The sequence below is a fragment of the Peptoclostridium litorale DSM 5388 genome (assembly GCF_900141635.1).
In the GTDB taxonomy this organism is placed as follows: Bacteria; Bacillota; Clostridia; order Peptostreptococcales; family Peptostreptococcaceae; genus Peptoclostridium; species Peptoclostridium litorale.
Map to the genome: position 1 here is coordinate 61,456 of NZ_FSRH01000005.1, position 26,661 is coordinate 88,116.

The window sequence follows — 26,661 nt, forward strand, 5'->3', positions numbered from 1 at the left end:
TTTTGGGTATATAATCAACGGAATACCTAAAAATAAAAATATATAAAGAGATTAAAACAGGGAGAATGGGAGGAAAATAGTATGAAATTTTTTGTTGATACTGCTAATGTGGACGAAATAAGGGAGATTCACTCGTGGGGAGTTGTGGACGGAGTTACAACAAATCCATCGCTAGTGGCAAAAGAGGGAAGAAATTTTGAAGAGGTAATAGCTGAGATAACTTCAATAGTAGATGGACCGGTTTCGGCAGAGGTCATATCACTTGAGGCTCAGGGGATGATAAAAGAGGCCAGAGAGCTTTCTAAAATACATGAAAATGTAGTGGTTAAAATACCTATGACTGACGAGGGACTCAAAGCGGTAAGTGTGGTTTCAAAGGAAGGCATAAAGACTAATGTCACACTTGTATTTTCTCCAAATCAAGCCCTGTTAGCGGCAAAGGCCGGAGCCGCATATGTAAGTCCTTTTGTGGGAAGGCTTGACGATATTGGGAATACGGGAATGGAAGTGGTGAGAAAAATAGTCGACATATTCGACATATATGGAATTGAAACACAGGTTATAACTGCAAGTGTAAGGCATGCAGACCACGTCACAGAAGCGGCGCTTGCGGGATCGCATGTTGCAACTGTTCCATACGCAGTATTTAAAAAGATGCTTGGACACCCGCTTACAAACATAGGAATAGAAACATTTCTTTCTGACTGGGAAAAAGCTTCAAAATAAAAACCGCATTATACGTTAAATGTTATATCCCAATACAAAATATCTGCTATAATATTATGTGTGAGTGTGCATAAATATGATGCTGAAAGCCTGTGATACGCTGAAAATGCTGAAAAGAGATGTGTATATCGGCATATTCGAGCATAAAGGCTGAAATAATAAATGATTGGGAGTGGTCAATTTGAATAAAAACCTTGGAATAAACCTCATAAGGGTGACAGAGGCGGCAGCTCTGGGTGCTGCGAAATATTTCGGCAAAGGCGATAAAAACATAGCCGACCAAGCTGCAGTTGACAGAATGAGAAGAATGTTTGACACAATGGACATAGACGGAGTTGTAGTTATAGGAGAAGGTGAACTTGATGAAGCTCCTATGCTGTATATAGGCGAAGAAATAGGCATGAGGAGAGAAGGAAGCCTTAAAGTCGACATAGCGGTTGATCCTGTAGATGGGACTACATGTGTTGCAAAGGGGCTTCCGGGGGCAATCGCCGTAGTTGCTATGGGACCAAGGGGTTCCCTTCTTCATGCTCCAGATATGTATATGGATAAAATAGCCGTAGGGCCAAAGGGAAAAGGCATAGTCCATTTGGATCTTCCTGTAAAGGAAAACATAAAGCGATTTGCGCAGGCCAGCGGAAAGGCGATCGACGAGATAACAGTTACAACAATAGACAGGGAAAGAAGCCATGGAATAATAACAGAGTGCAGAGACATAGGCTGCAGGGTGAGGCTTTTTGATTCAGGAGATATTGAGGCGGCAATAGCTACTTGTTTTGAAGATACAGGTATAGACATGATGATGTGCATAGGGGGGGCTCCTGAAGGAGTCATATCTGCGGCTGCCCTCAAATGCCTTGGAGGAGATTTCCAGGGAAGGCTGATGCCTTATACTGAAGAAGAGAGGCTAAGATGCATCGATATGGGTCAAAGTGCGGAAAAACTACTTACTATGGAAGACCTTGCGGCAGGAGATGAGCTGTATTTTGCCGCTACGGGAATATCAGACGGAAGCCTTATAAAGGGAGTCACTTACAGCTCGGGAATGGCAAAAACACATTCTGTTGTCATGAGAAGCTCAACTGGAACGATAAGGTTCATAGAGGCAATACACAAAATGGACAAAAAGCCGAATTATGCAAAATAGTCAAAACAGCCCCGCAAATGCCGGGGCTGAACTTTATTTTTGCATATTTTTGAAAATAGAACTGATATTATAAAGAATGTATGTTATAATGTACTAATGAAATTTAAAAACTATATCTATATATGCTTTTCTTACTCTTATCTGTATTAAAAATCCGTATGATATTCCAATTGTAAGTATGAATTTGTTAAAAATATATTTTTGGTGTTGGGAAATCGCTGTAAAAATACTGGGGTATTTTTACATAAAAACAAAGAAATAGAAAACTGCGGAGCGAAATTGTCATGATTTAATTTTGTGGCGGTCGCTGATTAATATAAAGACGTATCAGAATCGATTGAAAATTCATGGAGGTGTGATTTTTGCAAAAAGATGAACTTATGGAAAAAAAACTGTCCGATATAAGAGAAACTGCGAAAGAAATTGGAATAAAGTCTATAACTAAATACAAGAAAGAAGAACTCATAGATCTGATAATAGTGGAAAAAGATAAAGCACGGGACATTGAGAAAAAGGAAGAACAAAAGGTTAAAGAGGTAAAGATGCTTCCAGACAAGCTCGTAGATGAGATAAAGGACGAGGAAACTGTAAATATAGCGGAAGGTGTTCTTGAGATACTCCCGGATGGCTATGGTTTTTTAAGGGGCTCAAACTATCTTTCTACAAATAGCGATGTGTATATCTCTCCGTCACAGATAAGAAGATTCAACATGAAAACAGGAGATAAGATAACTGGAATAACAAGGCCGCCAAAGAGCGGTGAAAAATTCAGGGCGCTTCTCTACGTGAAAAAGGTAAATGAAGAAAACCCCGAAAATGCAGTGAAAAGGCCTTCGTTTGACAGGCTCACCCCAATATACCCTGAGGAGAGAATAACTCTTGAAATTGAATCCACGCAGCTGTCGACGAGGCTTATAGACCTTATAGCTCCCCTGGGAAAAGGGCAAAGAGGACTCATAGTCGCACCTCCTAAAGCTGGAAAGACTAGCCTGTTGAAAAATGTGGCAAACAGCCTCTCTAAAAATTTTCCGGAAACAGAGCTCATAGTGCTGCTCATAGATGAAAGGCCTGAAGAGGTCACAGACATGCAAGAGTCGATAAGAGGAGATGTGATATACTCAACATTTGACGAACTCCCATCACACCACATAAAGGTTGCGGAAATGGTTCTAAACAGGGCGAAAAGACTTGTAGAACACGGAAGGGACGTTGTAATACTGCTCGACAGCATCACAAGACTTGCGAGGGCATACAACCTGACAGTACCGCCAACGGGAAGAACCCTTTCTGGAGGCCTTGATCCGGGAGCCCTTCACGGCCCTAAGCGATTTTTCGGAGCGGCAAGGAACATAAGGGAGGGAGGATCTCTTACGATACTTGCGACAGCTCTTGTGGAGACTGGCTCGAGAATGGATGATGTGATATTTGAAGAATTCAAGGGAACGGGAAATATGGAGATACATCTGGACAGAAGGCTCGCAGAAAAAAGAATATTCCCTGCCATAGACATATACAAATCGGGAACTAGAAGGGAAGAACTTCTTCTTTCGCAAGACGAACTCGGAGCTGTATGGAAAATAAGAAGGGCCATGAGCAGTTCATCTCCTCAGGAAGTGACTGAAAACATAATCAGCCTGCTTGTGAAGACTAAAAACAACAAGGAATTTGTAGACCAGGTAAATAAGAATATAATTTAAAATTTACTTGCCAGCACCGCCTTGTTGTGATAGAATAAAGAAGTTGAATGTGAACATGTTTATTTTCCTATAAGGGAATAATATATGGAACAGGAATATTGAGAAAGAGGTGAATCTGATGAAACAAGGTATACATCCTAACTATGAGATAGTTAAAGTGCATTGTGCTTGCGGAAATACTTTCGACGCGGGTTCTACTAAAGAAGAACTTAAAGTGGAAATCTGTTCAGAGTGCCATCCTTTCTTCACAGGGAAAAGTAAAGCTGTTGAAAAAGGTGGAAGAGTCGAAAGATTCAAGAAGAAATTCAATATGGACTAGTCAAAACAAAAGACAAAGAGGACCTTTATGGGTCCTCTTTTTGCATTGAGTTAGAATGGGGCATGGTTAATGAAATAACAAAAAGAAGTAATAAAAGAGCAATTGATTAATTTTCTATTATTTTAAAAAAATTAGAATTTTTTAATTATTAGGACAAAAAGTAAAAAGGTTTTCCCGGTTTTTTATCTGTGCTATAATGAATCACGAAGTTTGATTTGTTTGAAAAATCCTAAAATAATGAAATGTCTCGTTATTTTTGAAATGCTAACAATTTCAAAAAAAGACAAACAGTTTCAAAAAAAGTAAGACATTTTAGCAAAATTTTAACCATAATTACATAATGGGACTAAAGGCAAACAGGTCAAACGTGACAAAGGCATCGTTTAGGAATAATTCATCAGTATTAACTAATCGAGATAGGACATCGGGAGGTAGAAAAATGAAGAAAATGAATCAAAACAAAGACTGCTTGGTAGTGGGTCTTGCTCTTTTTGCAATGTTTTTTGGAGCTGGAAATCTTATATTCCCACCTGCGCTTGGTCTTGCATCAGGAAAAAGCTGGCTTGCGTGTATGGTAGGTTTTTTCCTTACAGGTATAGGAATGCCTATGCTTGGAGTTTTAGCTGTTTCAAAGGCTGGAGGAACTGTTGACCACCTTGCGAGTAAAGTCAACCCGACATTCAGTAAGATACTTGGAACTGTAGTAATACTTGCCATAGGGCCTCTTCTTGCAATACCAAGAACAGGAGCTACGGTTTATGAAATGGGAGTAAGACCTATGCTTCCAAATGCTAATCCAGTAACCCTTTCAATAATAGTTTCAATAATATATTTTGCAATAACACTATTCTTTGTAATAAAGCCATCGGGAATAATAGACAAGATAGGAAAAATACTTACACCTATACTTCTCCTTATAGTTGGGCTTATAATAGTTAAGGGAGTAATGTCTCCGGTGGGAACAGCAGTTGACACTGGAATAGGAAATCCGTTTTCAAAAGGTTTCACAGAAGGATACCAGACAATGGACGCTCTTGCATCAATAGTGTTTGGCGGAATAATAATGCTTTCCCTTGCAGAAAAAGGGTATACGAACAAGGAAGACCAAATAAAGCTTACTATGAAGGCAGGTCTCGTGGCTGGGCTAGGGCTTGCGTTTGTATACGGAGGACTTCTATACCTTGGATCCACTGTAAGTGGAGTTTACCCTGCAGATGTTGAAAGAACAGGTCTTATAGTTGGGATGACTGAAAAGATACTTGGAAACGCCGGAAAAATGGGTATAAGCGTTGCGGTTTCAGTAGCATGTCTTACTACATCAATAGGACTTACAGCTACAGTGGGAAATTATTTCGAAGAACTTACAAATGGAAAACTTTCGTACAGAGTGATAGTAATAGGAACTGTAATATTCAGTGCCGTGTTTGCAAATGTCGGAGTTGAGCAGATAGTCAAGCTTGCAGTGCCTCTTCTAGTGACGGTATATCCTGTTGCCATAGTGCTTATACTAATGAGCATATTCGACAACTTTATCAAAAATAAGAGGGCGTATCTTGGAGCTGTATACGGAGCGCTATTTGTCAGCCTGTTTGACGGACTTTCGGCGATAGGAGTGAACACTGCATTTGTAGGAAAGACGATAAACATGCTTCCTTTTGCAGGGGCTGGTTTTGCTTGGCTCCTTCCAGCTGCGGTTGGAGCATTTATAACTACTGTTATGATAAAAGGCACAGAGGAAAGCAGTTCGGTTCAGTAGTCAAACGTGTACGGCTCATGTAGCCGGTGAATTGAAAGGACTTTCAGATGAATTTTTACACATCGGAGTCATTGGGACCAAGATTTGTAATATTCCATTATTTCATAAAATGGTATATAGAAAGATTTGGGTTCCTGGCATATGTGGTGACAGTTGTTGGAAGCGTTATGGCACTTTTTACATATTCCATAATGCTTAACATCCAAAGAGGTGAAAAAGACAGAGTGATGATGATAGCACTTCTGGCTGTAATAGTGGTAGGAGGGCTTATAGGGCTTGGAATAGACATGTCCCATGGATACTACACTGTCATAAAATAAAAAATACAAAGGCGGAGCCGTATGGAGCTGCCTTTGTATTTTTGTTTTGGGACATATGTATAAAAATGGTTTACGATTTGCCTCTTATTTTTGCTATAATGGTATAGCGAAGATAAATATCTGAAGATATGAGTAGCATATACCAAGGAGCTGAGTTGATGAAAAAGTGTAGCGTAGGCGGTCAGGCGGTAATAGAAGGGGTAATGATGAAAAACGCCGACAGGCTGGCTGTGGCAGTAAGGAAATCGGATGGAGAAATAGAACTGGAAAAAAGGAATATCTCAAGTTGGATAAAAAGGAAAGGTGTAGACAAGCTGCCATTTTTAAGAGGTGTATTTGTACTTTTGGATTCAATGGTGGAAGGCATAAAGGCCCTTAATTTTTCGGCTGAGTTTTTCGAAGACGAGGAAGATGGCAGCGAGCCCGGAAAAATAGACAAGTTCATTGAAAACATGTTTGGAGACAAGGCATCTGACGTTATGATATATGTATCTGTGGCGATATCGATAGTTCTTACGGTGCTTCTTTTCATAATGCTGCCCACATTCATAGGAGGGCTTTTAAAGAATGCTACGGATAATGTTGTCCTTTTAAACCTCAGCGAGGGACTTTTGAGGGTTTGCATATTTGCAGGATATGTATATGCAATATCATTCAATGAAGATATAAGAAGAGTGTATGAATACCATGGAGCTGAGCACAAGAGCATACATTGCTATGAGAGTGGCCAGGAGCTTACTCCTGAAAACGCGGCGAAGTTCACTACTATACATCCAAGGTGCGGTACAAATTTCATGTTCGTGGTGCTTATAATATCAATGCTTCTTTTTTCGCTGTTTGGCTGGCCGTCTCCTCTTGAAAGGGTGCTTTACAGGCTTATACTGCTTCCTGTGGTATCGGGGATATCATATGAGATAATAAGGCTTGCGGGGAAATATGACACTCCGCTGCTAAAGCCGCTGATATGGCCGGGGCTAATGATGCAAAAGATTACGACAAGAGAGCCTGATATTTCCCAGCTTGAAGTTGCAATAAGCGCACTTAAGGCGGTAGTTGAAACTGAAGAGATTGCCGGGGAGTCTGAGGATATGATTGTTGACACGGCAGGTGAGATACTTGAAAATTAGAGACATTATAAAAAGCTCGATAGAACAGATAAGAGACATATCGTCCACTCCGCTTCTGGATAGCGAGCTTATGGCAGCAAAGGCTCTTGACAGGGACAGGCTTTACGTTATAATCCACATGGATGAGCAGCTGGAAGAAGAAACGGCAGAAAGAATACAGGCCATGGTGGAAGAGAGAAAAAACGGAAGGCCGCTCCAGTATATAACAGGGCATCAGGAGTTCATGGGGCTGGACTTTTATGTGAGCGAAGGGGTTTTAATACCAAGGCCTGATACCGAGGTGCTTGTGGAAAAAGTCATAGAGCTTGCAAGCGAGTTTGGGTCACCCAAAATACTAGACATAGGGTGCGGATCCGGGGCTATAAGCGTATCACTTGCAAAATATGTGGAAAGCTCAAAAGTTTGGAGTCTCGACATATCTAAAAGAGCACTTGAAATAGGCAGAAAAAATGCTACGGACAATGGGGTGGCAGACAGAATTGAATTCATAGAATCTGATCTTTTTCAAAAACTAGAAGGGACGGATATTGAATTTGAAATAATAGTCTCAAACCCGCCCTATATAAGAAGAGCCGACATAGAGGATCTTCATGTGCAGGTTAAGGATTACGAACCCGCAGGAGCGCTTGACGGGGGAATAGACGGTCTTGATTTTTACAGAAAAATAGTAGAACGCGGCAGACTGTACCTCATATCAGGGGGATACATGGCGTTTGAAGTCGGGCACGATCAGGCAGCAGAGGTTGCACTGATAATGGAAAATTCAAGTTCATTTGAAAATATATCCATATACAAGGACCTTCCAGGTATAGACAGAGTTGTAATAGGAAAAAAAATATGATATAATGATTATGTCGAAAAATGGAAAATTATAACAAGACATAAAGAGATATAGGTGTTGAAATTTAACTTCATATGATATATATTTAAAAAGGTATTTAAATTTAAAAGGATGTATATAAATATGATATTTGTTTTTTTGTAGCGTATGCATGTTGTGAGATTATACTTTATCCGACAAAATAGAATATTAAATAGAACGCTAATATGAAATTTATAATATACAGGTTTGTGCTGTGGCACAGGAATTATTAGGAAGGTGGAAGCAAATGTTTGATAAACTGGAGTTTATTGAAGAAAAATATGAAGATCTGACATTTAAGATATCGGACCCAAACATAATAAATGATCAAAGTGTATGGCAAAAGTACATGAAAGAACATGCGGAGATAGAGCCGATAGTGATGAAGTACAGGGAATACAAGAAGGTAAATGAAGGAATAAGAGAAGCCAAGGAGATCATAGAGGAATCTTCCGACGAAGAGTTTAGAGACCTCGCTAAAATGGAGCTGTCAGAGCTTGAGGAGTCTATGGAAGAAATACAGTCGGAGCTTAAGCTTCTGCTGATACCTAAGGACCCTAACGATGAAAAGAACGTAATAGTTGAAATAAGAGCCGGTGCAGGTGGGGACGAGGCTGCGATATTTGCTGCGAACCTTTTCAGAATGTACTCTATGTACTCGGAAAAAAGACGCTGGAAGACAGAGGTAATGTCGATGAATGCAACAGGTGTCGGCGGATATAAAGAGGTAGTGTTCATGGTCAAGGGTAAGGGTGCTTACTCAAGACTTAAATACGAATCTGGGGTTCACAGGGTGCAAAGAATACCTGATACTGAATCAAATGGAAGAATACACACGTCTACTGCTACAGTGGCGGTTCTTCCGGAAGTTGAAGACGTTGAAGTACAGGTGAATCAAAATGACTTGAAGGTCGACGTGTTCAGGGCTTCAGGAAACGGTGGACAGTGTGTAAATACAACAGACTCGGCTGTAAGGATGACGCATATTCCTACGGGCATAGTTGTTTCGATGCAGGATGAAAAATCCCAGCTTAAAAACAAGGAAAAAGCCCTTAAGATACTAAAGGCTAAGATATACGAGCAAGAGCTTGAAAAGCAAAATAGTGAAATTGCACAAGAGAGAAAAAGCCAGGTAGGAACTGGAGACAGATCTGAAAGGATAAGAACTTACAATTATCCTCAAGGAAGGATAAGCGACCACAGAATAAACCTTACTCTGTACAAGCTTGATTCATTCATAAACGGAGATATTGATGAAATGCTGGATGCTCTAATAACTACAGATCAGGCTGAAAAGCTTAAAATGGTTGAATAATCTAAAAGAGCCCTTCAGGGCTCTTTTTCATCTATCTATAAAAAAGAGGCGATGGATATGAAAAATACAATTATAAAAGAAATAGACAGTACAAATATAGACGTTGAAGCGATTGAATTATATGCGGGCATGATAAAGGATGGCAAGACTGTAATATTTCCGACTGAAACGGTGTATGGACTTGGAGCCAACGCGCTTGACGAATCTGCCGCCATGAACATATATTCTGCAAAGGGAAGGCCTTCTGACAATCCGCTTATAGTTCACATTTGCGATATGAATGGACTTGAAGAGATAGCAAGTGGAATAAGCGACAAGGCTAGGCTTATAATAGATAATTTCTGGCCAGGGCCCATAACTCTCATATTCTCAAAGAAGAGCTGCGTACCGTATGCAACTACGGGAGGGCTCGAGACTGTGGCCGTAAGGATGCCATCACATCCGGTGGCAAGGGAGCTTATAAGGCTTTCAGGAGTACCAATAGCAGCTCCTTCCGCAAATATATCTGGTAAGCCGTCTCCTACGAGGCAGGAACATATAATATGCGACATGGATGGAAGGGTAGACGGGATAATACTCGGTGGAGCGTGTGATGTGGGGCTTGAATCTACAGTTATAGACATAAGGGGCGAAGTGCCTGTAGTGCTAAGGCCGGGAGGCATAACTACAGAACAGCTAGAAGATCTTGTAGGAAGGGTTGACATCGACCCGGCCCTTGAAATGCCGGATGAAAATATAACGCCTATGTCTCCCGGAATGAAGTATAAGCACTATTCGCCTGATGCACAAGTGTATGTTGTGAGCGGTGAAAAAGATGCCTTGGCAGAAAAAATAAATGGGCTTTGCATAAAAAACAGGGATGAAGGCCTTAAGACGGGAGTAATATGCATGAAAGAGGATATTCCTGCTTATAGAGGATGTGAGATTTTAAGCCTTGGAATTAGCATGGAAGACGCCGCAAACAACCTGTTCGACGCCCTTATAGAGATGGACAAGAGAAAGGTTGACATTGTATATGCCCAGTCATTTGAGGAAACAGGTATAGGAAAGGCCATTATGAACAGGCTTTTAAAATCTGCAGGGTACAGGATAATAAATGCATAATATAATTATAGAAATTTCAAATGCCGCTACTAGTAGCGGCATTTGAAATTTCAGATAAATTGTTAATAAACAAATTAAAAATTTAAGAATATGTATATTCACATAGTCTATATAAGGGTAAAATAAGAAAGAGAAATCATGAAGTATTTGAAAAGAGGTGCATAAGGGATGAATATATTGTTTATATGTACTGGAAACACATGCAGAAGTCCAATGGCAGAGTTTTTTTTGAAAACAATTATTAAAGACTCTGAACATGACTTGGATATAGGTGTGCATTCTGCCGGAATAGCAACCGTTGACGGACTCTCTGCTACTGACAATGCCGTTGCAGCCATGAAAGAATATGGGATAGACATATCTTCGCACAGGAGCAAGGTGGCGAGTGAAAAGCTGCTTTGCAGTGCGAATCTCATACTTACAATGAGCAGGGTGCATAAGGATGCTATACTTACTTTGCCAAAATACAGGGGCAAAAAAATATATACGCTTAAAGAATTCTTGGGCTGTGATGATATGGATGTGAATGACCCGTTTGGCCTCAGTCTTGAAATTTACAAGAAAACTGCAGAAGAGATAAGGGTTCTCGTTGAAAAGCTATTTGAAGTGATTCGAAATTAGGCTATAACTTAAAAAAAATTGCAAAAACTCATTTAAATTCAAAAAAAACATTTAAATTCTATTTAAATATAGTATAATATACAAGGTTAAAGACTTTTAAAATGAAAATTTTTGCAAATAGCTGCACATTCAGGGCGGTGAATTTGCATTTGATAAGTTCGGGGGTGAATATATTGAATATAGCAGTTGCAAGTGATCATGGCGGATATAGCTTGAAAGAGGAAATCAAAAGGCATCTTGAAGGCATGGGAATAAGCGTAATAGACTTTGGAACTGACGGTGAGGCTTCTGTGGACTATCCTGATTTCGGAGAAGCTGCTGCAAAGGCGGTTGCAAGTGGAAATGCCGACAAGGGAATAATATGCTGCGGTACGGGGATAGGAATATCTCTTGCTGCAAACAAGGTGGCTGGAATAAGATGTGCTGTAGTATCTGACACGTATTCTGCAAGGATGTCAAGAGCGCATAATAATGCAAACATGCTTTCTCTTGGAGAAAGAGTGGTAGGGAAAGGTCTTGCACTTGAAATAGTCGACGTATGGCTTAAGACGGAATTTGAAGGTGGAAGACACGAAAGAAGAGTTGAAAAGATAATGCAAATAGAAAAAGGATTGGAAAAATAGGAGGGTTTTTATGTCTAAGGTTATAGAAGTTAATCATCCGCTGATACAGCACAAGATAACGCTTATAAGAGATAAACATACAGGTTCTAAGGATTTCAGACAACTTGTAAAAGAGGTTTCAATGCTTCTTGGATATGAAATAACAAGAGATCTTCCTCTTGAAGAAGTTGAAATAGAAACTCCTATAATGAAAACAAAGAGCAAAATGCTTTCAGGTAAAAAGCTTGGAATAATACCTATACTTAGAGCGGGTCTTGGAATGGTTGACGGAATACTTGAGCTTATACCTGCGGCGAAGGTTGGACACATAGGACTTTACAGGGATCCTGAGACATTAAAGCCGGTTGAGTACTACTGCAAGCTTCCAGCAGACGTAGGAGAGAGAGAGCTTATAGTAGTTGACCCTATGCTTGCAACTGGAGGGTCTGCAGCGGCTGCAATAAACTTCCTCAAGGACAGAGGTGCTACAAACATAAAGCTTGTAAACCTTATAGCTTCGCCAGAGGGAATAGCAGAAGTTCAAAAAATGCACCCGGATGTTGACATATACGTGGCTTCTATAGATGAAAAGCTAAACGACCATGGATACATAGTTCCAGGTCTTGGAGACGCGGGAGACAGACTTTACGGAACAAAATAGTTCTTTATTTAGGCGGCAGAGTTATCTGCCGCCTTGCTTATGTCAAAATTTATTAAGAAAGCCTTAAATATTGTTACAGTAGTGCTACAAGTTGTCCATATGTCTTGTATATTTTAATAAAAGGGTATAGAATGAAAAATGACAAAGTTTTTTAAGGAGGGGCCGGAGTGGAGAGACCTTCATGGGACGAGTATTTTATGGAAATAGCACATGTAGTGAAAAAAAGATCTACGTGTCTAAGACGCCAGGTGGGCGCAATAATAGTAAGGGACAAGCAGATACTTTCTACGGGTTACAATGGAGCGCCAAAAGGCCTTAAGCACTGCCTGGACATAGGTTGCAAGAGGCAGCAACTCGGCATAAAATCAGGGGAGAGACATGAGCTTTGCAGAGCTATACATGCGGAGCAAAATGCCATAGTGCAGGCTGCACACAATGGAATAAGCATAAAGGATTCAACTATATATTGCACTACAATGCCATGTGTGCTTTGTGCGAAAATGATAATAAATGCAGGCATAAATAGAATAGTGTTTGAAGGTGAATACCCTGATGAATTTTCAATGGGCATATTGAAAGAGGCGGGAATAGAAATGATTAAATTCGATAAAGAATTTTAACATAACAATAAATTGGGGGGACATTAATGGAACTTTCAGAAACTTTAAAGATGCTACTCTCTTTTATGGTGGCGTTTGTAATATCATATGTATCCACACCGCATGTTATAAAGCTTGCGCACAGGCTTGGGGCGATAGATGTCCCAAAGGACAACAGGAGGGTTCACAAAACGCCTATACCAAGACTTGGAGGAATAAGCATATACTGCGGTTTTTTGGCGGCATCGCTTGCATTCGTCCAGATGAGCCCAAAGCTTGCAGCTGTAATAATAGGATCTTTAATAATAGTGGGAATAGGGATAGTCGACGACATAAAGCCTGTAAGCCCCAAAGTCAAGTTTTCAGCTCAAATACTTGCAGCTGTAATAGTTATGGCTTTTGGAGTGAGGATAGAGTGGCTTACAAATCCATTTGACAGAGTCGATGGAATGGCATACATAGGGATTTTAGGATATCCGCTTACGCTTTTGTGGATAGTGGGAGCTACAAATACTGTAAACCTGATAGATGGACTTGATGGTTTGGCAGCTGGGGTTTCTGCAATAGCAGCAGTTACACTTACATTTGTCGCGTTTATAAACGGTCAGTATACTGCAGCTATTCTCCTCATGGCTATTGCAGGTGGAGCACTTGGATTTTTGCCTTATAATTTCAATCCGGCAAAGATATTCATGGGGGATACGGGATCGCTGCTGCTCGGATTCATACTGGCTGTAGTATCTGTTGAAGGTGTTATGAAATCCGCGGCGGCGCTTGCAGTTGCAATACCTGTACTTGCTATGGGATTTCCAATATTCGATACCACATTTGCCATAATAAGAAGGGCTGCAAACGGAAGGTCGATAGTGCAGGCGGACAAGGGGCATCTCCACCACAGGCTTTTAAGCAGGGGACTTTCACAAAAACAGACGGTGCTGTTTTTGTATGGGATAAGCATAGTGCTTGGAGCAAGCGCCGTAACTATATGCGAGGTAAGCCTTCAGGAATCCATGCTGGTAATATCGGGAGTTGCACTTCTTTTATATTACGGCATAGTGAAGCTTAAGTTACTTTCGCTTGATGATGAGATAGAATAGGATGATAAATATGAAAAAGATAATGACTGTATTTGGAACCAGGCCCGAAGCCATAAAAATGGCTCCACTGGTTAAAGAACTTCAATCAAATGGACAGTTTGACGTGAAGGTATGTGTCACAGCGCAGCACAGGCAGATGCTGGACATGGTGCTACAGCTGTTTGACATAAAGCCGGATTATGACCTTGACATAATGCAGCATGGACAGACAATAACCGACATCACAAACAGGGTGCTGAAAGGCATGGAGTCCGTGCTTCAGCAGGAAAGACCTGACATGCTTCTTGTTCACGGAGACACTACTACGACGTTTGCTTCAGCTCTTGCGGCATTTTATGCAAAAGTGCCTGTAGGTCATGTGGAGGCAGGACTTAGAAGCAATAATAAATATTCACCCTATCCGGAAGAAATGAACAGAAGGATCACGAGTTCAATAGCCGAGCTTCATTTTGCGCCTACCGTGGGGAATGTTGAAAATCTTTTGGCTGAAAATGTAGCCAAAAGCAGTATATCAGTAACGGGAAACACGGTAATAGATGCCCTTTTATCTGTAGTAAAAGAAGACTACAGATTTGGAAACGAGCTTGACGAAATAGACTACAATAACAAAAAAGTGGTTCTTTTGACGTGCCACAGAAGAGAAAACTGGGGCGAGCCCATGAAGAGTATATTCAGGGCTGTTAAAAGGCTTGTGAACGAAAATGAAGAGGTGGAAGTTGTATTTCCTATGCACCTGAACCCGACAGTCAGGGATATTGCCAGGGAAATACTTGGAGGAGACAGAAGGATACACCTCATAGAACCTCTTGACTATGAGCCATTTGCAAATATAATGGGCAAAAGCTATATAATAATGACTGATTCAGGCGGGATACAAGAAGAAGCTCCAGCACTTGGAAAGCCGGTAATAGTTATGAGAACTGAAACTGAAAGACCTGAAGCTGTACAGGCGGGCACTGTCAAAGTGGCCGGAGTGGAAGAAGAGTCTGTATATGAGGCTGCTTCTGAATTAATAAACAGCGAACTTGAATATTTAAAAATGGCCAGAGCTGTGAATCCATATGGAGATGGTACGGCTTGTCAAAAAATAAACACCGAGCTGCTGAAATATTTTAAATAGACAGATAAATCAATCTCGATTGACATTTTTAAAACATATTATGTCAGTCGAGATTTTTTTAAAAGTAACAGAAAAATGGCTTGAAAACCAAAAAAAGATGAAAAACTATCCATTTTGTGATAGAATTTTTAAGTGGTCATTTTATATGTATAAAAAAATAAAATTTTAGGTTTTGAAAAAAAAGCGTTTTCATTGTATAATATAAAAGGAATTGGTTAAATTTTAAACTTAAACAGGGCATGCCAATAAAAATTATGGAGAGTTGCAATATGAAAAATGGTAAAACTAATTGGGTAAAGGCCCTTGAAAACTTGAGTTTAATATCGCAGTTGGGAATATCTATGGTTACTCCAATATTGGTGATGATTTGGATAGGAAATTACCTGGACAAAAAATTTGACAAGTCTCCGCTGTTTCTATTTATATTTATAGTAATCGGAGTGGCATCATCATTCATGAACATGTACAAGCTGGTCATGAGGGATAAAAAAGATGATGAGAGGGATAAAAAAGACTAGGACGTGATATACAATTGGATAACACTATGGACATAACCAAAAGAATAGTAAAATGTGTATTAGTTGTAGACCTTATAATAATAGGAATACTCTTTGCAACATATACATACAGCAAGGCGATGCTTTTGGGGCTGCTGCTTGGAAGCGTGTTTTCAGTAATAAATTTCAGGCTGCTTGCAATAACAATTGAAAAAGTCGTGGAAATGGATCCCGGAAGAGCCCAGATACATGCGGGTACAAGATATACAATAAGGCTTGTGATAACTGCGGCAGTGCTTATACTAGCGCTTAAGGCCCCGTACATAGACTTCATAGGTGCGATTATAGGACTTTTCCTTACGAAGATAGCTTCACTCTATGTGGGAATCAGAAGCAGACACAGCAGCATGGAATAGCGCTTTAAATTTTTTAAATTTTTAAATTGTTTTTAAATAATACTTTTCAGATATATGGATTTTGCACTTTGTATTTTAAATACAAAACAATGCTTTTCAATATTCACTTTTTAATCTTGTTTACCTTTTTAATTTTATTTACAAAATACAATAAAACAAAATGAAAGATGAAAGGAGGTTAGTCATGAACGGACCTAAGATTATGTTTCATATAGGTGGGATAGGAATAAGTGAGACTATAACAACAACCTGGCTTATAATGCTTGTACTTATAACATTTGCCTATGTAGGAACAAGAAAGCTTGAAAAGGTGCCAGGCAAGCTTCAAAACTTTGTTGAACTTTTAGTCGATGCATTTTACGGCATGGTTGAGCAGACTATGGGTAAGCACAACCTTGGATACACACCTTACATAGGAACGTTGTTCCTGCTGTTTATGCTTGCGAATCTTGTGGGATTGCTAGGGCTTAGAGCCCCTACTGCAGACCTGAACACAACTCTTGCAATGGCTCTTGTGACATTTGTACTAGTGCAGGCGCAGGGTTTGAGAACAAAAGGTGTAGGTGGATACTTCAAAGGTTATTTAGAGCCGCTTCCAGCGCTGCTACCGCTTAACCTTATAGGTGAGCTTGCAAACCCGGTGTCGCTTAGTTTCCGTCTCTTTGGTAACATAGCCGGAGGTATGGTTATAACAAGCCTGCTGTATGGATTCCTGGCTTGGGTGAGTACAGGCCTTGTTGGACTCCCAATACCAATATTCCAAGTTGGTATACCAGCAGTTCTAAGTATATACTTCGACTTGTTCACTGGAGTGCTGCAGGCATTCATATTCACAATGCTTACAATGGTTTTCGTAGCAATGGCGGAATAATTGATGCATTAAATTTTATGTCAATCTGATTTTCAAATGTAGAGAACCATAAAAACGCTTTTAAATTTTAAAAAAATTTAAAAATAAAAAACTAAAATATTTCAAAAGAAAAAAGGGAGGAAATTTAAAATGGAAGCAATCACAGGTAAGGCTTTAATACTAGCTTGTTCAGCAATAGGTGCAGGTCTAGCGATGATAGCAGGTATAGGACCTGGTATAGGACAGGGATTCGCTGCAGGTAAAGGTGCAGAGGCAGTTGGAAGACAGCCAGAAGCTCAGGCAGACGTAGTTAGAACAATGCTACTTGGTGCGGCAGTTGCAGAGTCAACAGGTATATACGGTCTAGTTGTTGCACTTATACTTCTATTTGCAAACCCACTACTAAACCTACTATAAGATTAAAAAATTAAATGCCCATAGGACTACATAAATCATTCAAAAGCTGCTTAGTAGACAGTTTGCATGTGCAGGGAGCTGTGTCCGCTTGGGTGTTTCAAAAAAACAAGTAAGAGGTTTTTTTGAAACACCTGGCGCGGCTCCCTTGATATTCACTGGGAGATGAAAAACATCTCCTTGATTTAAGTAGATTGACTTTATGGGTAAGAGCTATACGCTCTATTTAGCATGGTTATGCGGAAAGGAGGAAGAGCATGGACTTCAAAAGTTTTATAGGGATAGACATAGAGCTTGTATTCCAATGGATAAACACTCTGATATTATTTCTTATAATGAAAAAGCTTCTTTTCAAACCGGTTTCAGGTTTCATGCAAAAGAGAAGAGATGAAATAGCTAATTCATTCAAAGAGGCTGAAGAGGCAGAAGTAAGAGCTAATGAAATGAGAAAAGAATACGAGCTTAAAATAGAAAAAGCTAAGGCAGAGGCTAGAGAGATAGTGCAGGACGCTTCTCACAAGGCTCAAGGCAAGGCTGATGAAATAGTTAAGGATGCTCGTGAAGAGGCAAACAGGCTTATGGACAAGGCTCAGATTGAAATAGCTAGAGAAAAGCAAAAAGTGCTTAACGAGCTTAAAGATGAGATATCAAACATGGCAGTGCTTGCAGCTTCTAAGGTAATAAGCAAGGACATAGACAAGAACGATCATGAAAAACTTATACATGACTTTATACAAGAGGTAGGGGAAGCTCAATGGCAGAACTAGTTGCTAAAAGATATGCGAATGCCCTGTTTGAAGTAGGAGTCGAAGACAACACCTTAGACACTTTTGTAGAAGAGTTTGGTGCACTGATTGGTATTCTTAAGGAAAACGAAAACTTTTTCAATGCGCTTAAGACTCCCCTTATACCAAGGGGAGAGAAGAAGGAGCTTCTTGAAAATGTTTTTAAGGGCAAGATAAACCAGCAGCTGCTTAACTTCATAAAAGTTCTTATAGACAAGGACAGAGTGAGCGTTATAGAGCTGATAAATGTTGAGTTTAAAAAGCTTTCGAATGAACACAAGAATGCCGCAGATGCAATTGCGGTTACAGCGATACCTCTTACACCAGAGAATATGGAAGCCCTAAAAGAGACGCTTTCTAAGATGACTGGAAAAAATGTCGAAATAACAAATGTTATAGACGAAGAGGTTATGGGTGGAATTCTTGTAAAGATAGGAAACGAAGAGATAGACGGAACTGTAAAAGGGCGTCTTGGAAAGCTTAAAGAAGAATTACACCAAATAATAGCATAATAGGAGGTCGGTGAAATCTCATGAATCTAAGGCCTGAAGAAATCAGCTCGATTATAAAAGAGCAGATCAAGAGATATGAGGGTAAAATAGAACTTAAAGATGTCGGCAGCGTAATAAGCGTTGGTGACGGTATAGCAAGGGTTCACGGTCTAGAAAAATGTATGGCCGGAGAGCTTCTTGAATTCCCAGGGGAAGTTTTCGCAATGGCGCTTAACCTTGAGGAAGACTCGGTAGGAGCCGTGCTTCTTGGTTCTGACGAACATATAAAAGAAGGCGACACTGTAAAGAGTACGGGAAGAATAGTTGAGGTTCCAGTAGGAGACGCTATGCTGGGAAGAGTTGTAAACGCTCTTGGACAGCCTATAGACGGCAAGGGACCTATAAAGTCTGACAAGTTCAGACCGGTTGAGAGAGTTGCATCTGGTATAATAGCTAGAAAATCTGTTCACGAGCCGCTTCAAACAGGTATAAAGTCTATAGACTCTATGATACCTGTAGGAAGAGGACAAAGAGAGCTTATAATAGGCGACAGACAGACTGGTAAGACTACTATAGCCATAGATACAATACTAAACCAGAAAAATACAGACGTTAAATGTATATACGTTGCAATAGGACAAAAGAGATCGACTGTTGCTCAGATAGTTGACACTCTTGAGAAAAACGGCGCTATGGACTATACAACAGTAGTTGCGGCTACAGCGTCAGAGCTTGCACCGCTTCAGTTCCTTGCTCCATACGCAGGATGTACAATAGGAGAGGAATTCATGGAGAACGGACAGCACGTTCTTATAATATACGATGACCTTTCTAAGCACGCGGTTGCTTACCGTTCGATGTCACTTCTACTTAGAAGACCACCGGGTCGTGAGGCGTATCCTGGAGACGTATTCTATCTTCACTCAAGACTTCTTGAGAGAGCTGCAAAGCTTTCAGACGAGCTTGGCGGAGGATCTATTACAGCACTTCCTATAATAGAAACTCAGGCTGGAGACGTTTCGGCTTATATACCTACAAACGTTATATCTATAACTGACGGACAGATATTCCTTGAGTCGGAGCTGTTCAATGCAGGTATAAGACCGGCGGTTAACCCAGGGGTATCGGTATCAAGGGTTGGAGGTAGTGCTCAGATAAAGGCGATGAAGAAGGTTTCAGGATCGCTAAAACTTATGTACGCACAGTACAGAGAGCTTCAGGCGTTCGCACAGTTCGGCTCGGACCTTGACAAGGATACTCAGGAAAGACTTGCTCAGGGAGAGAGAATAGTTGAGGTTCTAAAGCAGGGCGAGAGTGCTCCTATACCAGCTGAAAATCAGGTAATGATAATATACGCTGTTACAAACAATCATCTTAAAGAGATAGCTGTTGACAAGGTAACTGCGTTTGAAGTTGAGTTCTTCAAGTTCATGGACGAGAGCTATCCTGAAGTAGGACAGACCATACGTGAGACAGGAAAACTTGAAGGTGAAATGGAAGATAAGTTAAAGGCTGCAATAACGGAATTCAAAAAGTCCTTTAACGCTTAATAATAAATTGGGCAGTTTGACTTGTAATGTCTGACTCTCGCCCGATTTGACGGAGGGTGAAATATGGGCGTTGGAATGAAGGATATAAAAAGACGTATAAAAAGCGTCTCGAATACAAAGCAGATAACCAAAGCCATGGAGCTTGTATCCTCAGCCAAGTTAAGAAGGGCAAAGGATGCTGTTGTCCAGTCAAGACCTTACTTCGAAACCCTTTATGACACAATAAAGGAAATAGCTGTAGGTACAAAGGGAATAAAAAATGTTTATTTGGAGCAAAGAGACGTTAAAAATAGATGTTATATAGTTCTTGCTGGAGACAGGGGTCTTTGTGGAGGATATAACTCAAACGCACTTAAAGCTGCGGTTGCGCACATGGACGGCAAAAAGGAAAAAGTCGTTACAATAGGTAAAAAATCAGGGGATTTTTTCTCTAAAAGAGGTTATGATGTTTTAGAAAGCTATACAGGAATATCTGAAAAGCCTGAGTATTCTCACGGCCAGGATGTTGCTGCAAAGGTAATGGAACTGTACAGCAAGGGTGAAGTTGACGAAGTATATCTTGTATATACATACTTTGCATCTGCGCTTGTTCAAGAGCCTAGAGCGGTAAAGCTTCTTCCTCTTTCTTTTGAAAGCGAAGATGCACCTGAAGATAAAAAGGGAAAGGGAGTAATGAACTACGAGCCTTCAGAGGAAGAAGTTCTAAACTACCTTGTTCCAAAATTCATAGGCGGAATAGTGTATGGAGGACTAGTGGAGTCTTCAGCATCTGAGCAGGGTGCAAGAAGGATGGCCATGGAGTCTGCCACAGGAAATGCCGAAGATATGATTGGAAAGCTTGATCTTCTGTACAACAGAGCTAGACAGGCTTCCATAACTCAAGAACTTTCAGAGATTGTTGCCGGAGCAAGTGCTATATAATAAGCACTTGCGGCAATACGCTCTTAACTAAGGAGGTATAAAGGATGCCACAAAATAATGTGGGTAAAGTAGTACAGATAATCGGACCTGTACTTGACATAAAGTTTGATCCGGAAAACTTGCCAGAACTCCTGAATGCGATTGAAATACAGCATGGAGAAGGAAAAGTAGTTGTCGAAGTTGCATTGCATACAGGTAACGACACAGTAAGATGTATAGCGATGAGCTCTACAGACGGACTTGTAAGAGGTATGGACGCTGTAGACACTGGAAGGGCAATAGCCGTTCCAGTAGGAAAGGCCACTCAGGGAAGAATATTCAATGTCATTGGAGAGCCAGTTGACAACAAGCCACAGGTTGATGCAGAAAAATGGCCAATACACAGAGCCGCTCCTTCTTTTGAAGAGCAGGAAGCTTCAACAGAGATACTTGAGACGGGTATAAAGGTCGTTGACCTTATAGCGCCTTACGCAAAGGGTGGTAAGATAGGTCTGTTTGGAGGAGCCGGAGTTGGTAAGACGGTTCTTATAATGGAGCTTATAAACAACATCGCCAAAGAGCACGGTGGAATATCTGTATTCGCAGGTGTTGGAGAGAGAACAAGGGAAGGAAACGACCTTTACAACGAGATGATAGAGTCTGGCGTTATAGACAAGACAGTTCTTGTTTACGGCCAGATGAACGAGCCGCCTGGAGCGAGGATGAGAGTTGCGCTTTCAGGACTTACAATGGCGGAGTACTTCAGAGACCAAGAGGGACAGGACGTTCTTCTGTTCGTCGACAACATATTCCGTTTCACTCAGGCAGGATCAGAGGTTTCAGCGCTTCTTGGACGTATGCCTTCAGCGGTTGGATACCAGCCTACACTGGCAACTGAGATGGGTGCCCTTCAGGAGAGGATAACTTCTACTAAGAAAGGATCTATCACATCAGTTCAGGCAGTATACGTTCCAGCGGACGACCTTACTGACCCAGCGCCAGCGACTACGTTTGCACACCTTGACGCTACAACGGTTCTTGCAAGAGAGATAGCATCTCTTGGTATATACCCAGCGGTTGACCCTCTTGATTCATCATCAAGAATACTTGACCCTAAGGTAGTTGGAAAAGAGCACTATGATACTGCACGTGCGGTTCAGGCTGTTCTTCAAAGATACAAAGAGCTTCAGGATATCATAGCAATACTTGGTATGGACGAGCTTTCTGACGAAGACAAGCTTACTGTTGCTCGTGCAAGAAAAATACAAAGATTCCTGTCTCAGCCATTCCACGTTGCTGAGCAGTTTACAGGTATGGCAGGAAAATATGTTCCACTGAAGGAAACTATAAGGGCGTTCAATGAAATACTTGACGGTAAGCATGACGATCTTCCAGAGTCAGCATTCCTATATGTTGGAACAATAGAAGAGGCAGTTGAAAAAGCTAAGAAGGGAGAGTAGATATAATGGCTTCAGTATTCAAACTGGAGATAGTTGCTCCCGATAAAAAGTTTTACGACGACGAGGCGGAAATGGTCATAGTAAGGACAAAGGAAGGGGACGTTGGTATACTTAAAGACCACGTTGACTACGTTGCTCCTGTTGACATCGGAGTTGTAAAGATAAAAAAAGGCGGAAACTTTAAAGAAGCAGCTATAGCAGGAGGCTTCGTAAAGGTAGGCAAGGAAAAGGTGACAATTCTTACTGATGCGGCAGAATGGCCTTCAGATATAGACCTAGACAGGGCTGAAATGGCTAAAAAGGCTGCAGAAGAAGAACTTAAGCAAGGGCCAAAAGACGAGACTTACGTTTTGTTTGCAGAAACTAAGCTCAAGAGGGCTCTTAACAGGATAAAGGTTGCCGAAAAAAAAGACTAGATTCACAAATTGATAAGAAATGATGAAAAGGACAGGGATAACCCTGTCCTTTTCTGGTATATTAAACAAAAAGGACCATATTTTATTGATGATTCATATGGTATTATTAAATAAAATGGTCTGGGTGCAATATTGTATTAGAGAAAGACTGAGAAAAGGAGCATGTGCATGCTGTTAGGAAGAAAAAGAGTCAATTTTAATATTTCTGAAAAAGTATTGAAGAAAAACAAAATACCGGTACTCCTTGAGCACGAGCCATGGAAAAGATGCTATTCCATATCGAGAAGCAGGGAAATGGAAAAATGGTACGGGAATCTTCTTGAGCTTGTAAAGGAAAACAGCCAGGTCAAAAAATCACTGTCTCAGATGCAGACTCAAAAAAGGACTGTAATGGCAAAAATAGTACTCCTTTCGAGAGAACTCAATGAAAACTCAAATGGAAACGCTCATGATGAACTCGATAGCGCAAAAGAGGAAATTGAAATGCTTAATGGAAAGATTGACTATTCTTATGAAAGGCTGGAACAGCTGCCTGGAGAGATAGAAAATGCAAACATGGAGCTTTTGAAAAGCACTATAAAGCATGTCTATGAGAACATAGCTGCGGACGAAGGAAAGCTGAAAAAAGTTAATGAAACCATAGAAGATAAGCGGGCGGAGCTGGACATGTTGAGAAAGGAACGGGACGAACTGAGCGTGAAGGTGGATTCTATGTATTCGTTTATGCACAATACAGTGGGAAGCAAGGAAATGGAAAAGCTGGACAGGAAATTTTTCAAATAGAGGAGCAAAAGATTCATGCACACCATAATGGGTATAGGTATAGATATAGTTGAAACAGATAGAATAAAGCGGGCTATCGGCAAAAATTCAAATTTCTTAAAAAGGGTTTTTTCGGATGCGGAAATTGAATACTTTAATCAAAAGGCACTAAGCACCGAAAGCATTGCAGGTGGTTTTGCCGCAAAAGAGGCTGTGTCAAAAGCCTTAGGAACGGGGATAAGAAAGCTGTCTTTTAAAGACATAGAGATAAGCCGCGACTCCCTGGGTAAGCCCGTCGTATGCATGAGCGGAAGGCTGCGTGATATTTGCATGGAGGCTGGAATAGACGATATAATGGTATCAATTTCCCACTCGAAATCATATGCTGTGGCAAATGCAATTGCAGTGAAGAACTCAAAACTATAGGTAGCTTGAAAATAGAAAATGGGGGGATACTATGAAAGCAGCAGATATAATGACAAGCGATGTGATTTCTGTAAAAAGGGAGACACCCATAAAGGAAATAGCTCAGATATTTATAAACAATAAAATCGGCGGAGTTCCTGTTGTGGATGATGACGGCAAGGTAGTAGGCATAATATCTGAAACGGATCTTGTGAAAAAGGAAAAGAATGTCCATATACCATCTTATATCGCAATACTGCAGGGAATAGTATTTTTGGAGAGTTTTAAGAAATTCGAGGAAGACATAAAAAAAATAGCTGCATACAAGGCTGAAGACATAATGACTCCAAACGTGATTACAGTCAGGGAAGATGATGACATGGAGCTTGTAGCCAATATAATGCTTGAAAAGGGAATCAACAGGGTTCCTGTGACAGATGAACAAAAAAGGCTAAAGGGCATGATATGCAGATATGACATAATAAAAGCTGTATTTTAATCTAAAAGACAGAGCATAGGCGAAATGCGGATGCTCTGATTTTTTATTTGAGCTAAATGTATATGTGCGGATGGAATTAGGGGTGGATTTTAATGTACGAAAAAAAATCATTGGATTTTTGTGGATTATAGGTTGAAAAATAGGGACTGAATATTTAGAATATTAAGTGAAGACGGTTTGATTTTTGTCAAAGATAACACAAGCTGTACTTGGGGAAACACAACAATATTTCAAAATAACAGGAGCCAAACAACATAAATGGTGTTTGGCAATCATGAAAAGGGGGATATATAAATTATGAAGTATACAAGCAGACCTTGGGCGGAGATTAATCTTGATAACTTGAGGGAAAACTTTAAAAACATTAAAGGTCTAACAAAGGAAGGTACTAAGACGTGTGGCGTAATAAAAGCCAATGCCTATGGACATGGTTCTATCCAGGTTGCACAGACTCTTGTGGAGGAAGGCGCCGATTATCTTGCAGTCGCAAATGTGAATGAGGCTCTAGAGCTTAGGGCTGCAGACATAAGCGTGCCAATAATGTGCCTTGGATACATGCCGGAAATTACATATGAAGATGCCATTTCAAACGACATAGACCTCACTATGTATTCGGTTGAATCGGCAAAAAAACTAAATAGCGAAGCGGTAAGGCTGGGAAGAAAGGCGAAGATACATATTAAAATCGACACAGGTATGTCGAGACTTGGATTTCAGGTTGAAGAAGAAACAATAGATGCAATAGAGGAGATATCAAAGCTTGAAAACATTGAAATAGTGGGCCTGTTCACTCATTTTGCAAAAGCGGATGAAAAGGACAAGACATTTACCCAAAAGCAGTATGAAGGCTACATGCATATAGCAAACGGGGTTGAAGCTAGAGGAATAAAAATACCTATAAAGCATGTGTGCAATAGTGCGGCTACTATGGACATACCTGAATACCACATGGATATGGTAAGGCCAGGGATAATACTCTACGGGCATTATCCATCCGACGAAGTTATGAAGGAGAGGCTTCCGCTAAAACCTGTAATGACTCTGAAGACTTCAATATCCCACATAAAGGATTTGGAAGCTGGAAGGGGAATTGGATACGGACTCAAATATGTTACAGATCATATGACAAAGATAGCTACTATGCCAATAGGATATGCAGATGGATTCACAAGGATGCTCAGTGCAAAAGTGAGTGTCAAAGTCAATGGGGATATAGTACCTGTTGTGGGAAACATTTGTATGGACCAAGCGATGCTAAATATTGACGGGGTAGAGGCAAATGTAGGCGATGAAGTCATAATATTTGGAGAAGATGAGGACGTAAGAGCTGAAAGACTTGCAAATGCTCTTGGTACAATAAACTATGAAATAGTTTGCATGGTTGCTAGGAGGATTCCAAGGGTATATATGGCGGAAAATAAAGTTTTACATGTGGTAGATTATTTGGTAAAATAGACTAGTAATCGTTAGATGAGGAGGCGGTTTTGATTGTCTGGTTCTAGTCAGAAGATCACTGTCAGTTTACCAAGCAAACTAGTAGAAGAAATAGATGAAGTGATAAGATTTGAGATGAAAGATTTTTCGGATTTTATGAATGAAGCCGCCAGATTTTATCTTCTCAGGCAAAGACAAAGGCTCAAAATAAAAAACGAGATGATAGCGGGATATAGTGAAATGGCCAGCATCAACCTTACCCTTGCTGAAATGGGATTGGCAGTCGACATGTCTTCCTTGATGACCTATGAAGGGAAGATGTCTAAAGGTGAATAACGAGGAAATAAAAAGAGGAGATATTTATTATGCTGACCTCAGCCCTGTTGTGGGTTCAGAACAGGGGGGGGTTAGACCCGTTCTTGTGGTTCAAAATGATATAGGTAACAAATACAGTCCTACGATTATAATAGCGGCAATAACAGCAAAGATAGACAAGGCAAAGCTCCCTACTCATGTTGAGATAAGAGCAAACGAATACGGTCTTGTTAAGAATTCGGTTGTGCTGCTGGAGCAAATAAGAACTATAGACAAAAAAAGACTCAGGGAAAAGATAGGGAGCTTCGATCGAAAGATGATGAACAAGGTGGACGAAGCACTGCAGATAAGCCTGGGATTGATAGAAATATAGTGAGTCTTGAAAAAGACTCAC

General features: G+C 40.4%; 32 protein-coding genes. All 32 read left to right on the forward strand.

All coding sequences use genetic code 11. From position 1 onward, the window contains the following. The first annotated feature begins 81 nt into the window (after positions 1-81). Complete coding sequence (gene fsa / locus BUQ87_RS06045) at positions 82-726, forward strand: fructose-6-phosphate aldolase (protein WP_038265972.1); 645 nt, start codon at positions 82-84, stop codon at positions 724-726. A gap of 181 nt (positions 727-907) precedes the next feature. After that, positions 908-1,873, forward strand: coding sequence for a class II fructose-bisphosphatase (gene glpX, locus BUQ87_RS06050; protein WP_038265974.1), 966 nt, complete (start codon positions 908-910; stop codon positions 1,871-1,873). Positions 1,874-2,235: 362 nt separating this feature from the next. Continuing rightward, positions 2,236-3,570: a transcription termination factor Rho gene (rho, locus tag BUQ87_RS06055; RefSeq protein WP_278309039.1), complete on the forward strand. Its 1,335-nt coding sequence runs from the start codon at positions 2,236-2,238 to the stop codon at positions 3,568-3,570. A 118-nt stretch (positions 3,571-3,688) separates the two neighbouring features. After that, positions 3,689-3,889 (forward strand): 50S ribosomal protein L31, encoded by a 201-nt coding sequence (gene rpmE, locus BUQ87_RS06060; RefSeq protein WP_038265976.1) that lies wholly within the window; start codon positions 3,689-3,691, stop codon positions 3,887-3,889. Between the two features lie 439 nt (positions 3,890-4,328). Beyond that, positions 4,329-5,645, forward strand: a complete 1,317-nt coding sequence (brnQ, locus tag BUQ87_RS06065) for a branched-chain amino acid transport system II carrier protein (protein WP_038265979.1) — start codon at positions 4,329-4,331, stop codon at positions 5,643-5,645. Between the two features lie 71 nt (positions 5,646-5,716). Further along, positions 5,717-5,965: a hypothetical protein gene (locus BUQ87_RS06070; protein WP_207647174.1), complete on the forward strand. Its 249-nt coding sequence runs from the start codon at positions 5,717-5,719 to the stop codon at positions 5,963-5,965. Positions 5,966-6,123: 158 nt separating this feature from the next. Then, positions 6,124-7,092 carry a DUF1385 domain-containing protein gene (locus BUQ87_RS06075; RefSeq protein WP_052636168.1) on the forward strand — a complete coding sequence of 323 codons (969 nt, stop codon included), beginning with the start codon at positions 6,124-6,126 and terminating at the stop codon, positions 7,090-7,092. Beyond that, on the forward strand, positions 7,073-7,933 hold the full coding sequence (prmC, locus tag BUQ87_RS06080; protein WP_242943788.1) for a peptide chain release factor N(5)-glutamine methyltransferase: 861 nt from the start codon (positions 7,073-7,075) through the stop codon (positions 7,931-7,933). Before BUQ87_RS06075 ends, prmC begins: the two co-directional genes overlap by 20 nt. Before the next feature lie 268 nt (positions 7,934-8,201). Continuing rightward, positions 8,202-9,269 carry a peptide chain release factor 1 gene (gene prfA / locus BUQ87_RS06085; RefSeq protein WP_038265989.1) on the forward strand — a complete coding sequence of 356 codons (1,068 nt, stop codon included), beginning with the start codon at positions 8,202-8,204 and terminating at the stop codon, positions 9,267-9,269. Positions 9,270-9,326: 57 nt separating this feature from the next. Beyond that, on the forward strand, positions 9,327-10,373 hold the full coding sequence (locus BUQ87_RS06090) for an L-threonylcarbamoyladenylate synthase (protein WP_038265991.1): 1,047 nt from the start codon (positions 9,327-9,329) through the stop codon (positions 10,371-10,373). Between the two features lie 168 nt (positions 10,374-10,541). Further along, positions 10,542-10,994, forward strand: a complete 453-nt coding sequence (locus tag BUQ87_RS06095) for a low molecular weight protein arginine phosphatase (protein ID WP_038265994.1) — start codon at positions 10,542-10,544, stop codon at positions 10,992-10,994. A gap of 173 nt (positions 10,995-11,167) precedes the next feature. After that, complete coding sequence (rpiB, locus tag BUQ87_RS06100) at positions 11,168-11,617, forward strand: ribose 5-phosphate isomerase B (protein WP_038265996.1); 450 nt, start codon at positions 11,168-11,170, stop codon at positions 11,615-11,617. Positions 11,618-11,627: 10 nt separating this feature from the next. Next, a complete protein-coding gene (gene upp / locus BUQ87_RS06105; protein WP_038265999.1) occupies positions 11,628-12,257 on the forward strand; it encodes a uracil phosphoribosyltransferase in 630 nt (209 codons plus the stop codon). Positions 12,258-12,424: 167 nt separating this feature from the next. Continuing rightward, on the forward strand, positions 12,425-12,877 hold the full coding sequence (locus BUQ87_RS06110) for a deoxycytidylate deaminase (protein ID WP_074210056.1): 453 nt from the start codon (positions 12,425-12,427) through the stop codon (positions 12,875-12,877). A 26-nt stretch (positions 12,878-12,903) separates the two neighbouring features. Then, positions 12,904-13,953 (forward strand): glycosyltransferase family 4 protein, encoded by a 1,050-nt coding sequence (locus BUQ87_RS06115; protein WP_038266000.1) that lies wholly within the window; start codon positions 12,904-12,906, stop codon positions 13,951-13,953. A gap of 4 nt (positions 13,954-13,957) precedes the next feature. Then, positions 13,958-15,073 carry a non-hydrolyzing UDP-N-acetylglucosamine 2-epimerase gene (gene wecB, locus BUQ87_RS06120; RefSeq protein WP_143182421.1) on the forward strand — a complete coding sequence of 372 codons (1,116 nt, stop codon included), beginning with the start codon at positions 13,958-13,960 and terminating at the stop codon, positions 15,071-15,073. Between the two features lie 269 nt (positions 15,074-15,342). Further along, entirely contained in the window at positions 15,343-15,591 is a 249-nt protein-coding gene (locus BUQ87_RS06125) for an AtpZ/AtpI family protein (protein WP_038266004.1), read from the forward strand. A 26-nt stretch (positions 15,592-15,617) separates the two neighbouring features. After that, positions 15,618-15,986 (forward strand): ATP synthase subunit I, encoded by a 369-nt coding sequence (locus tag BUQ87_RS06130; RefSeq protein ID WP_038266298.1) that lies wholly within the window; start codon positions 15,618-15,620, stop codon positions 15,984-15,986. A gap of 184 nt (positions 15,987-16,170) precedes the next feature. After that, positions 16,171-16,857, forward strand: a complete 687-nt coding sequence (gene atpB / locus BUQ87_RS06135; protein WP_038266005.1) for a F0F1 ATP synthase subunit A — start codon at positions 16,171-16,173, stop codon at positions 16,855-16,857. Between the two features lie 129 nt (positions 16,858-16,986). After that, complete coding sequence (gene atpE, locus BUQ87_RS06140) at positions 16,987-17,253, forward strand: ATP synthase F0 subunit C (protein ID WP_038266007.1); 267 nt, start codon at positions 16,987-16,989, stop codon at positions 17,251-17,253. Positions 17,254-17,507: 254 nt separating this feature from the next. Then, complete coding sequence (atpF, locus tag BUQ87_RS06145; RefSeq protein ID WP_038266009.1) at positions 17,508-18,017, forward strand: F0F1 ATP synthase subunit B; 510 nt, start codon at positions 17,508-17,510, stop codon at positions 18,015-18,017. Then, the gene (locus tag BUQ87_RS06150) at positions 18,005-18,547 is read left to right on the forward strand and encodes a F0F1 ATP synthase subunit delta (RefSeq protein ID WP_038266011.1); all 543 of its coding nucleotides are present in this window, start codon (positions 18,005-18,007) and stop codon (positions 18,545-18,547) included. The genes atpF and BUQ87_RS06150 overlap by 13 nt, the downstream gene beginning before the upstream one ends. A 20-nt stretch (positions 18,548-18,567) precedes the next feature. Continuing rightward, positions 18,568-20,076 (forward strand): F0F1 ATP synthase subunit alpha, encoded by a 1,509-nt coding sequence (atpA, locus tag BUQ87_RS06155; RefSeq protein WP_038266014.1) that lies wholly within the window; start codon positions 18,568-18,570, stop codon positions 20,074-20,076. 63 nt (positions 20,077-20,139) lie between these two features. Beyond that, positions 20,140-20,997, forward strand: a complete 858-nt coding sequence (gene atpG, locus BUQ87_RS06160; protein ID WP_038266017.1) for an ATP synthase F1 subunit gamma — start codon at positions 20,140-20,142, stop codon at positions 20,995-20,997. A gap of 44 nt (positions 20,998-21,041) precedes the next feature. Further along, positions 21,042-22,436, forward strand: a complete 1,395-nt coding sequence (gene atpD / locus BUQ87_RS06165; protein WP_038266019.1) for a F0F1 ATP synthase subunit beta — start codon at positions 21,042-21,044, stop codon at positions 22,434-22,436. Positions 22,437-22,441: 5 nt separating this feature from the next. Further along, a complete protein-coding gene (locus tag BUQ87_RS06170) occupies positions 22,442-22,852 on the forward strand; it encodes a F0F1 ATP synthase subunit epsilon (protein ID WP_038266022.1) in 411 nt (136 codons plus the stop codon). Positions 22,853-23,068: 216 nt separating this feature from the next. Then, complete coding sequence (locus BUQ87_RS06175; RefSeq protein WP_159434276.1) at positions 23,069-23,635, forward strand: hypothetical protein; 567 nt, start codon at positions 23,069-23,071, stop codon at positions 23,633-23,635. 27 nt (positions 23,636-23,662) lie between these two features. Next, positions 23,663-24,040, forward strand: a complete 378-nt coding sequence (gene acpS / locus BUQ87_RS06180; RefSeq protein WP_242943790.1) for a holo-ACP synthase — start codon at positions 23,663-23,665, stop codon at positions 24,038-24,040. Positions 24,041-24,071: 31 nt separating this feature from the next. Then, on the forward strand, positions 24,072-24,518 hold the full coding sequence (locus BUQ87_RS06185; protein WP_038266028.1) for a CBS domain-containing protein: 447 nt from the start codon (positions 24,072-24,074) through the stop codon (positions 24,516-24,518). Positions 24,519-24,815: 297 nt separating this feature from the next. Beyond that, positions 24,816-25,973 carry an alanine racemase gene (gene alr, locus BUQ87_RS06190; protein ID WP_038266031.1) on the forward strand — a complete coding sequence of 386 codons (1,158 nt, stop codon included), beginning with the start codon at positions 24,816-24,818 and terminating at the stop codon, positions 25,971-25,973. Positions 25,974-26,006: 33 nt separating this feature from the next. After that, positions 26,007-26,288: a ribbon-helix-helix domain-containing protein gene (locus tag BUQ87_RS06195; RefSeq protein ID WP_038266033.1), complete on the forward strand. Its 282-nt coding sequence runs from the start codon at positions 26,007-26,009 to the stop codon at positions 26,286-26,288. Further along, on the forward strand, positions 26,260-26,640 hold the full coding sequence (locus BUQ87_RS06200; protein WP_052636170.1) for a type II toxin-antitoxin system PemK/MazF family toxin: 381 nt from the start codon (positions 26,260-26,262) through the stop codon (positions 26,638-26,640). The genes BUQ87_RS06195 and BUQ87_RS06200 overlap by 29 nt, the downstream gene beginning before the upstream one ends. Positions 26,641-26,661: the final 21 nt, after the last annotated feature.

Coding starts and splice junctions, on each gene's coding strand:
- fsa (WP_038265972.1), top strand. CDS start 82: ATGAAATTTTTTGTTGATACTGCTAATGTGGACGAAATAAGGGAGATT.
- rpmE (WP_038265976.1), top strand. CDS start 3,689: ATGAAACAAGGTATACATCCTAACTATGAGATAGTTAAAGTGCATTGT.
- brnQ (WP_038265979.1), top strand. CDS start 4,329: ATGAAGAAAATGAATCAAAACAAAGACTGCTTGGTAGTGGGTCTTGCT.
- BUQ87_RS06075 (WP_052636168.1), top strand. CDS start 6,124: ATGAAAAAGTGTAGCGTAGGCGGTCAGGCGGTAATAGAAGGGGTAATG.
- prfA (WP_038265989.1), top strand. CDS start 8,202: ATGTTTGATAAACTGGAGTTTATTGAAGAAAAATATGAAGATCTGACA.
- BUQ87_RS06090 (WP_038265991.1), top strand. CDS start 9,327: ATGAAAAATACAATTATAAAAGAAATAGACAGTACAAATATAGACGTT.
- BUQ87_RS06095 (WP_038265994.1), top strand. CDS start 10,542: ATGAATATATTGTTTATATGTACTGGAAACACATGCAGAAGTCCAATG.
- upp (WP_038265999.1), top strand. CDS start 11,628: ATGTCTAAGGTTATAGAAGTTAATCATCCGCTGATACAGCACAAGATA.
- BUQ87_RS06115 (WP_038266000.1), top strand. CDS start 12,904: ATGGAACTTTCAGAAACTTTAAAGATGCTACTCTCTTTTATGGTGGCG.
- BUQ87_RS06125 (WP_038266004.1), top strand. CDS start 15,343: ATGAAAAATGGTAAAACTAATTGGGTAAAGGCCCTTGAAAACTTGAGT.
- BUQ87_RS06130 (WP_038266298.1), top strand. CDS start 15,618: ATGGACATAACCAAAAGAATAGTAAAATGTGTATTAGTTGTAGACCTT.
- atpB (WP_038266005.1), top strand. CDS start 16,171: ATGAACGGACCTAAGATTATGTTTCATATAGGTGGGATAGGAATAAGT.
- atpE (WP_038266007.1), top strand. CDS start 16,987: ATGGAAGCAATCACAGGTAAGGCTTTAATACTAGCTTGTTCAGCAATA.
- atpF (WP_038266009.1), top strand. CDS start 17,508: ATGGACTTCAAAAGTTTTATAGGGATAGACATAGAGCTTGTATTCCAA.
- BUQ87_RS06150 (WP_038266011.1), top strand. CDS start 18,005: ATGGCAGAACTAGTTGCTAAAAGATATGCGAATGCCCTGTTTGAAGTA.
- atpA (WP_038266014.1), top strand. CDS start 18,568: ATGAATCTAAGGCCTGAAGAAATCAGCTCGATTATAAAAGAGCAGATC.
- atpG (WP_038266017.1), top strand. CDS start 20,140: ATGGGCGTTGGAATGAAGGATATAAAAAGACGTATAAAAAGCGTCTCG.
- atpD (WP_038266019.1), top strand. CDS start 21,042: ATGCCACAAAATAATGTGGGTAAAGTAGTACAGATAATCGGACCTGTA.
- BUQ87_RS06170 (WP_038266022.1), top strand. CDS start 22,442: ATGGCTTCAGTATTCAAACTGGAGATAGTTGCTCCCGATAAAAAGTTT.
- acpS (WP_242943790.1), top strand. CDS start 23,663: ATGGGTATAGGTATAGATATAGTTGAAACAGATAGAATAAAGCGGGCT.
- BUQ87_RS06185 (WP_038266028.1), top strand. CDS start 24,072: ATGAAAGCAGCAGATATAATGACAAGCGATGTGATTTCTGTAAAAAGG.
- alr (WP_038266031.1), top strand. CDS start 24,816: ATGAAGTATACAAGCAGACCTTGGGCGGAGATTAATCTTGATAACTTG.
- BUQ87_RS06200 (WP_052636170.1), top strand. CDS start 26,260: ATGAAGGGAAGATGTCTAAAGGTGAATAACGAGGAAATAAAAAGAGGA.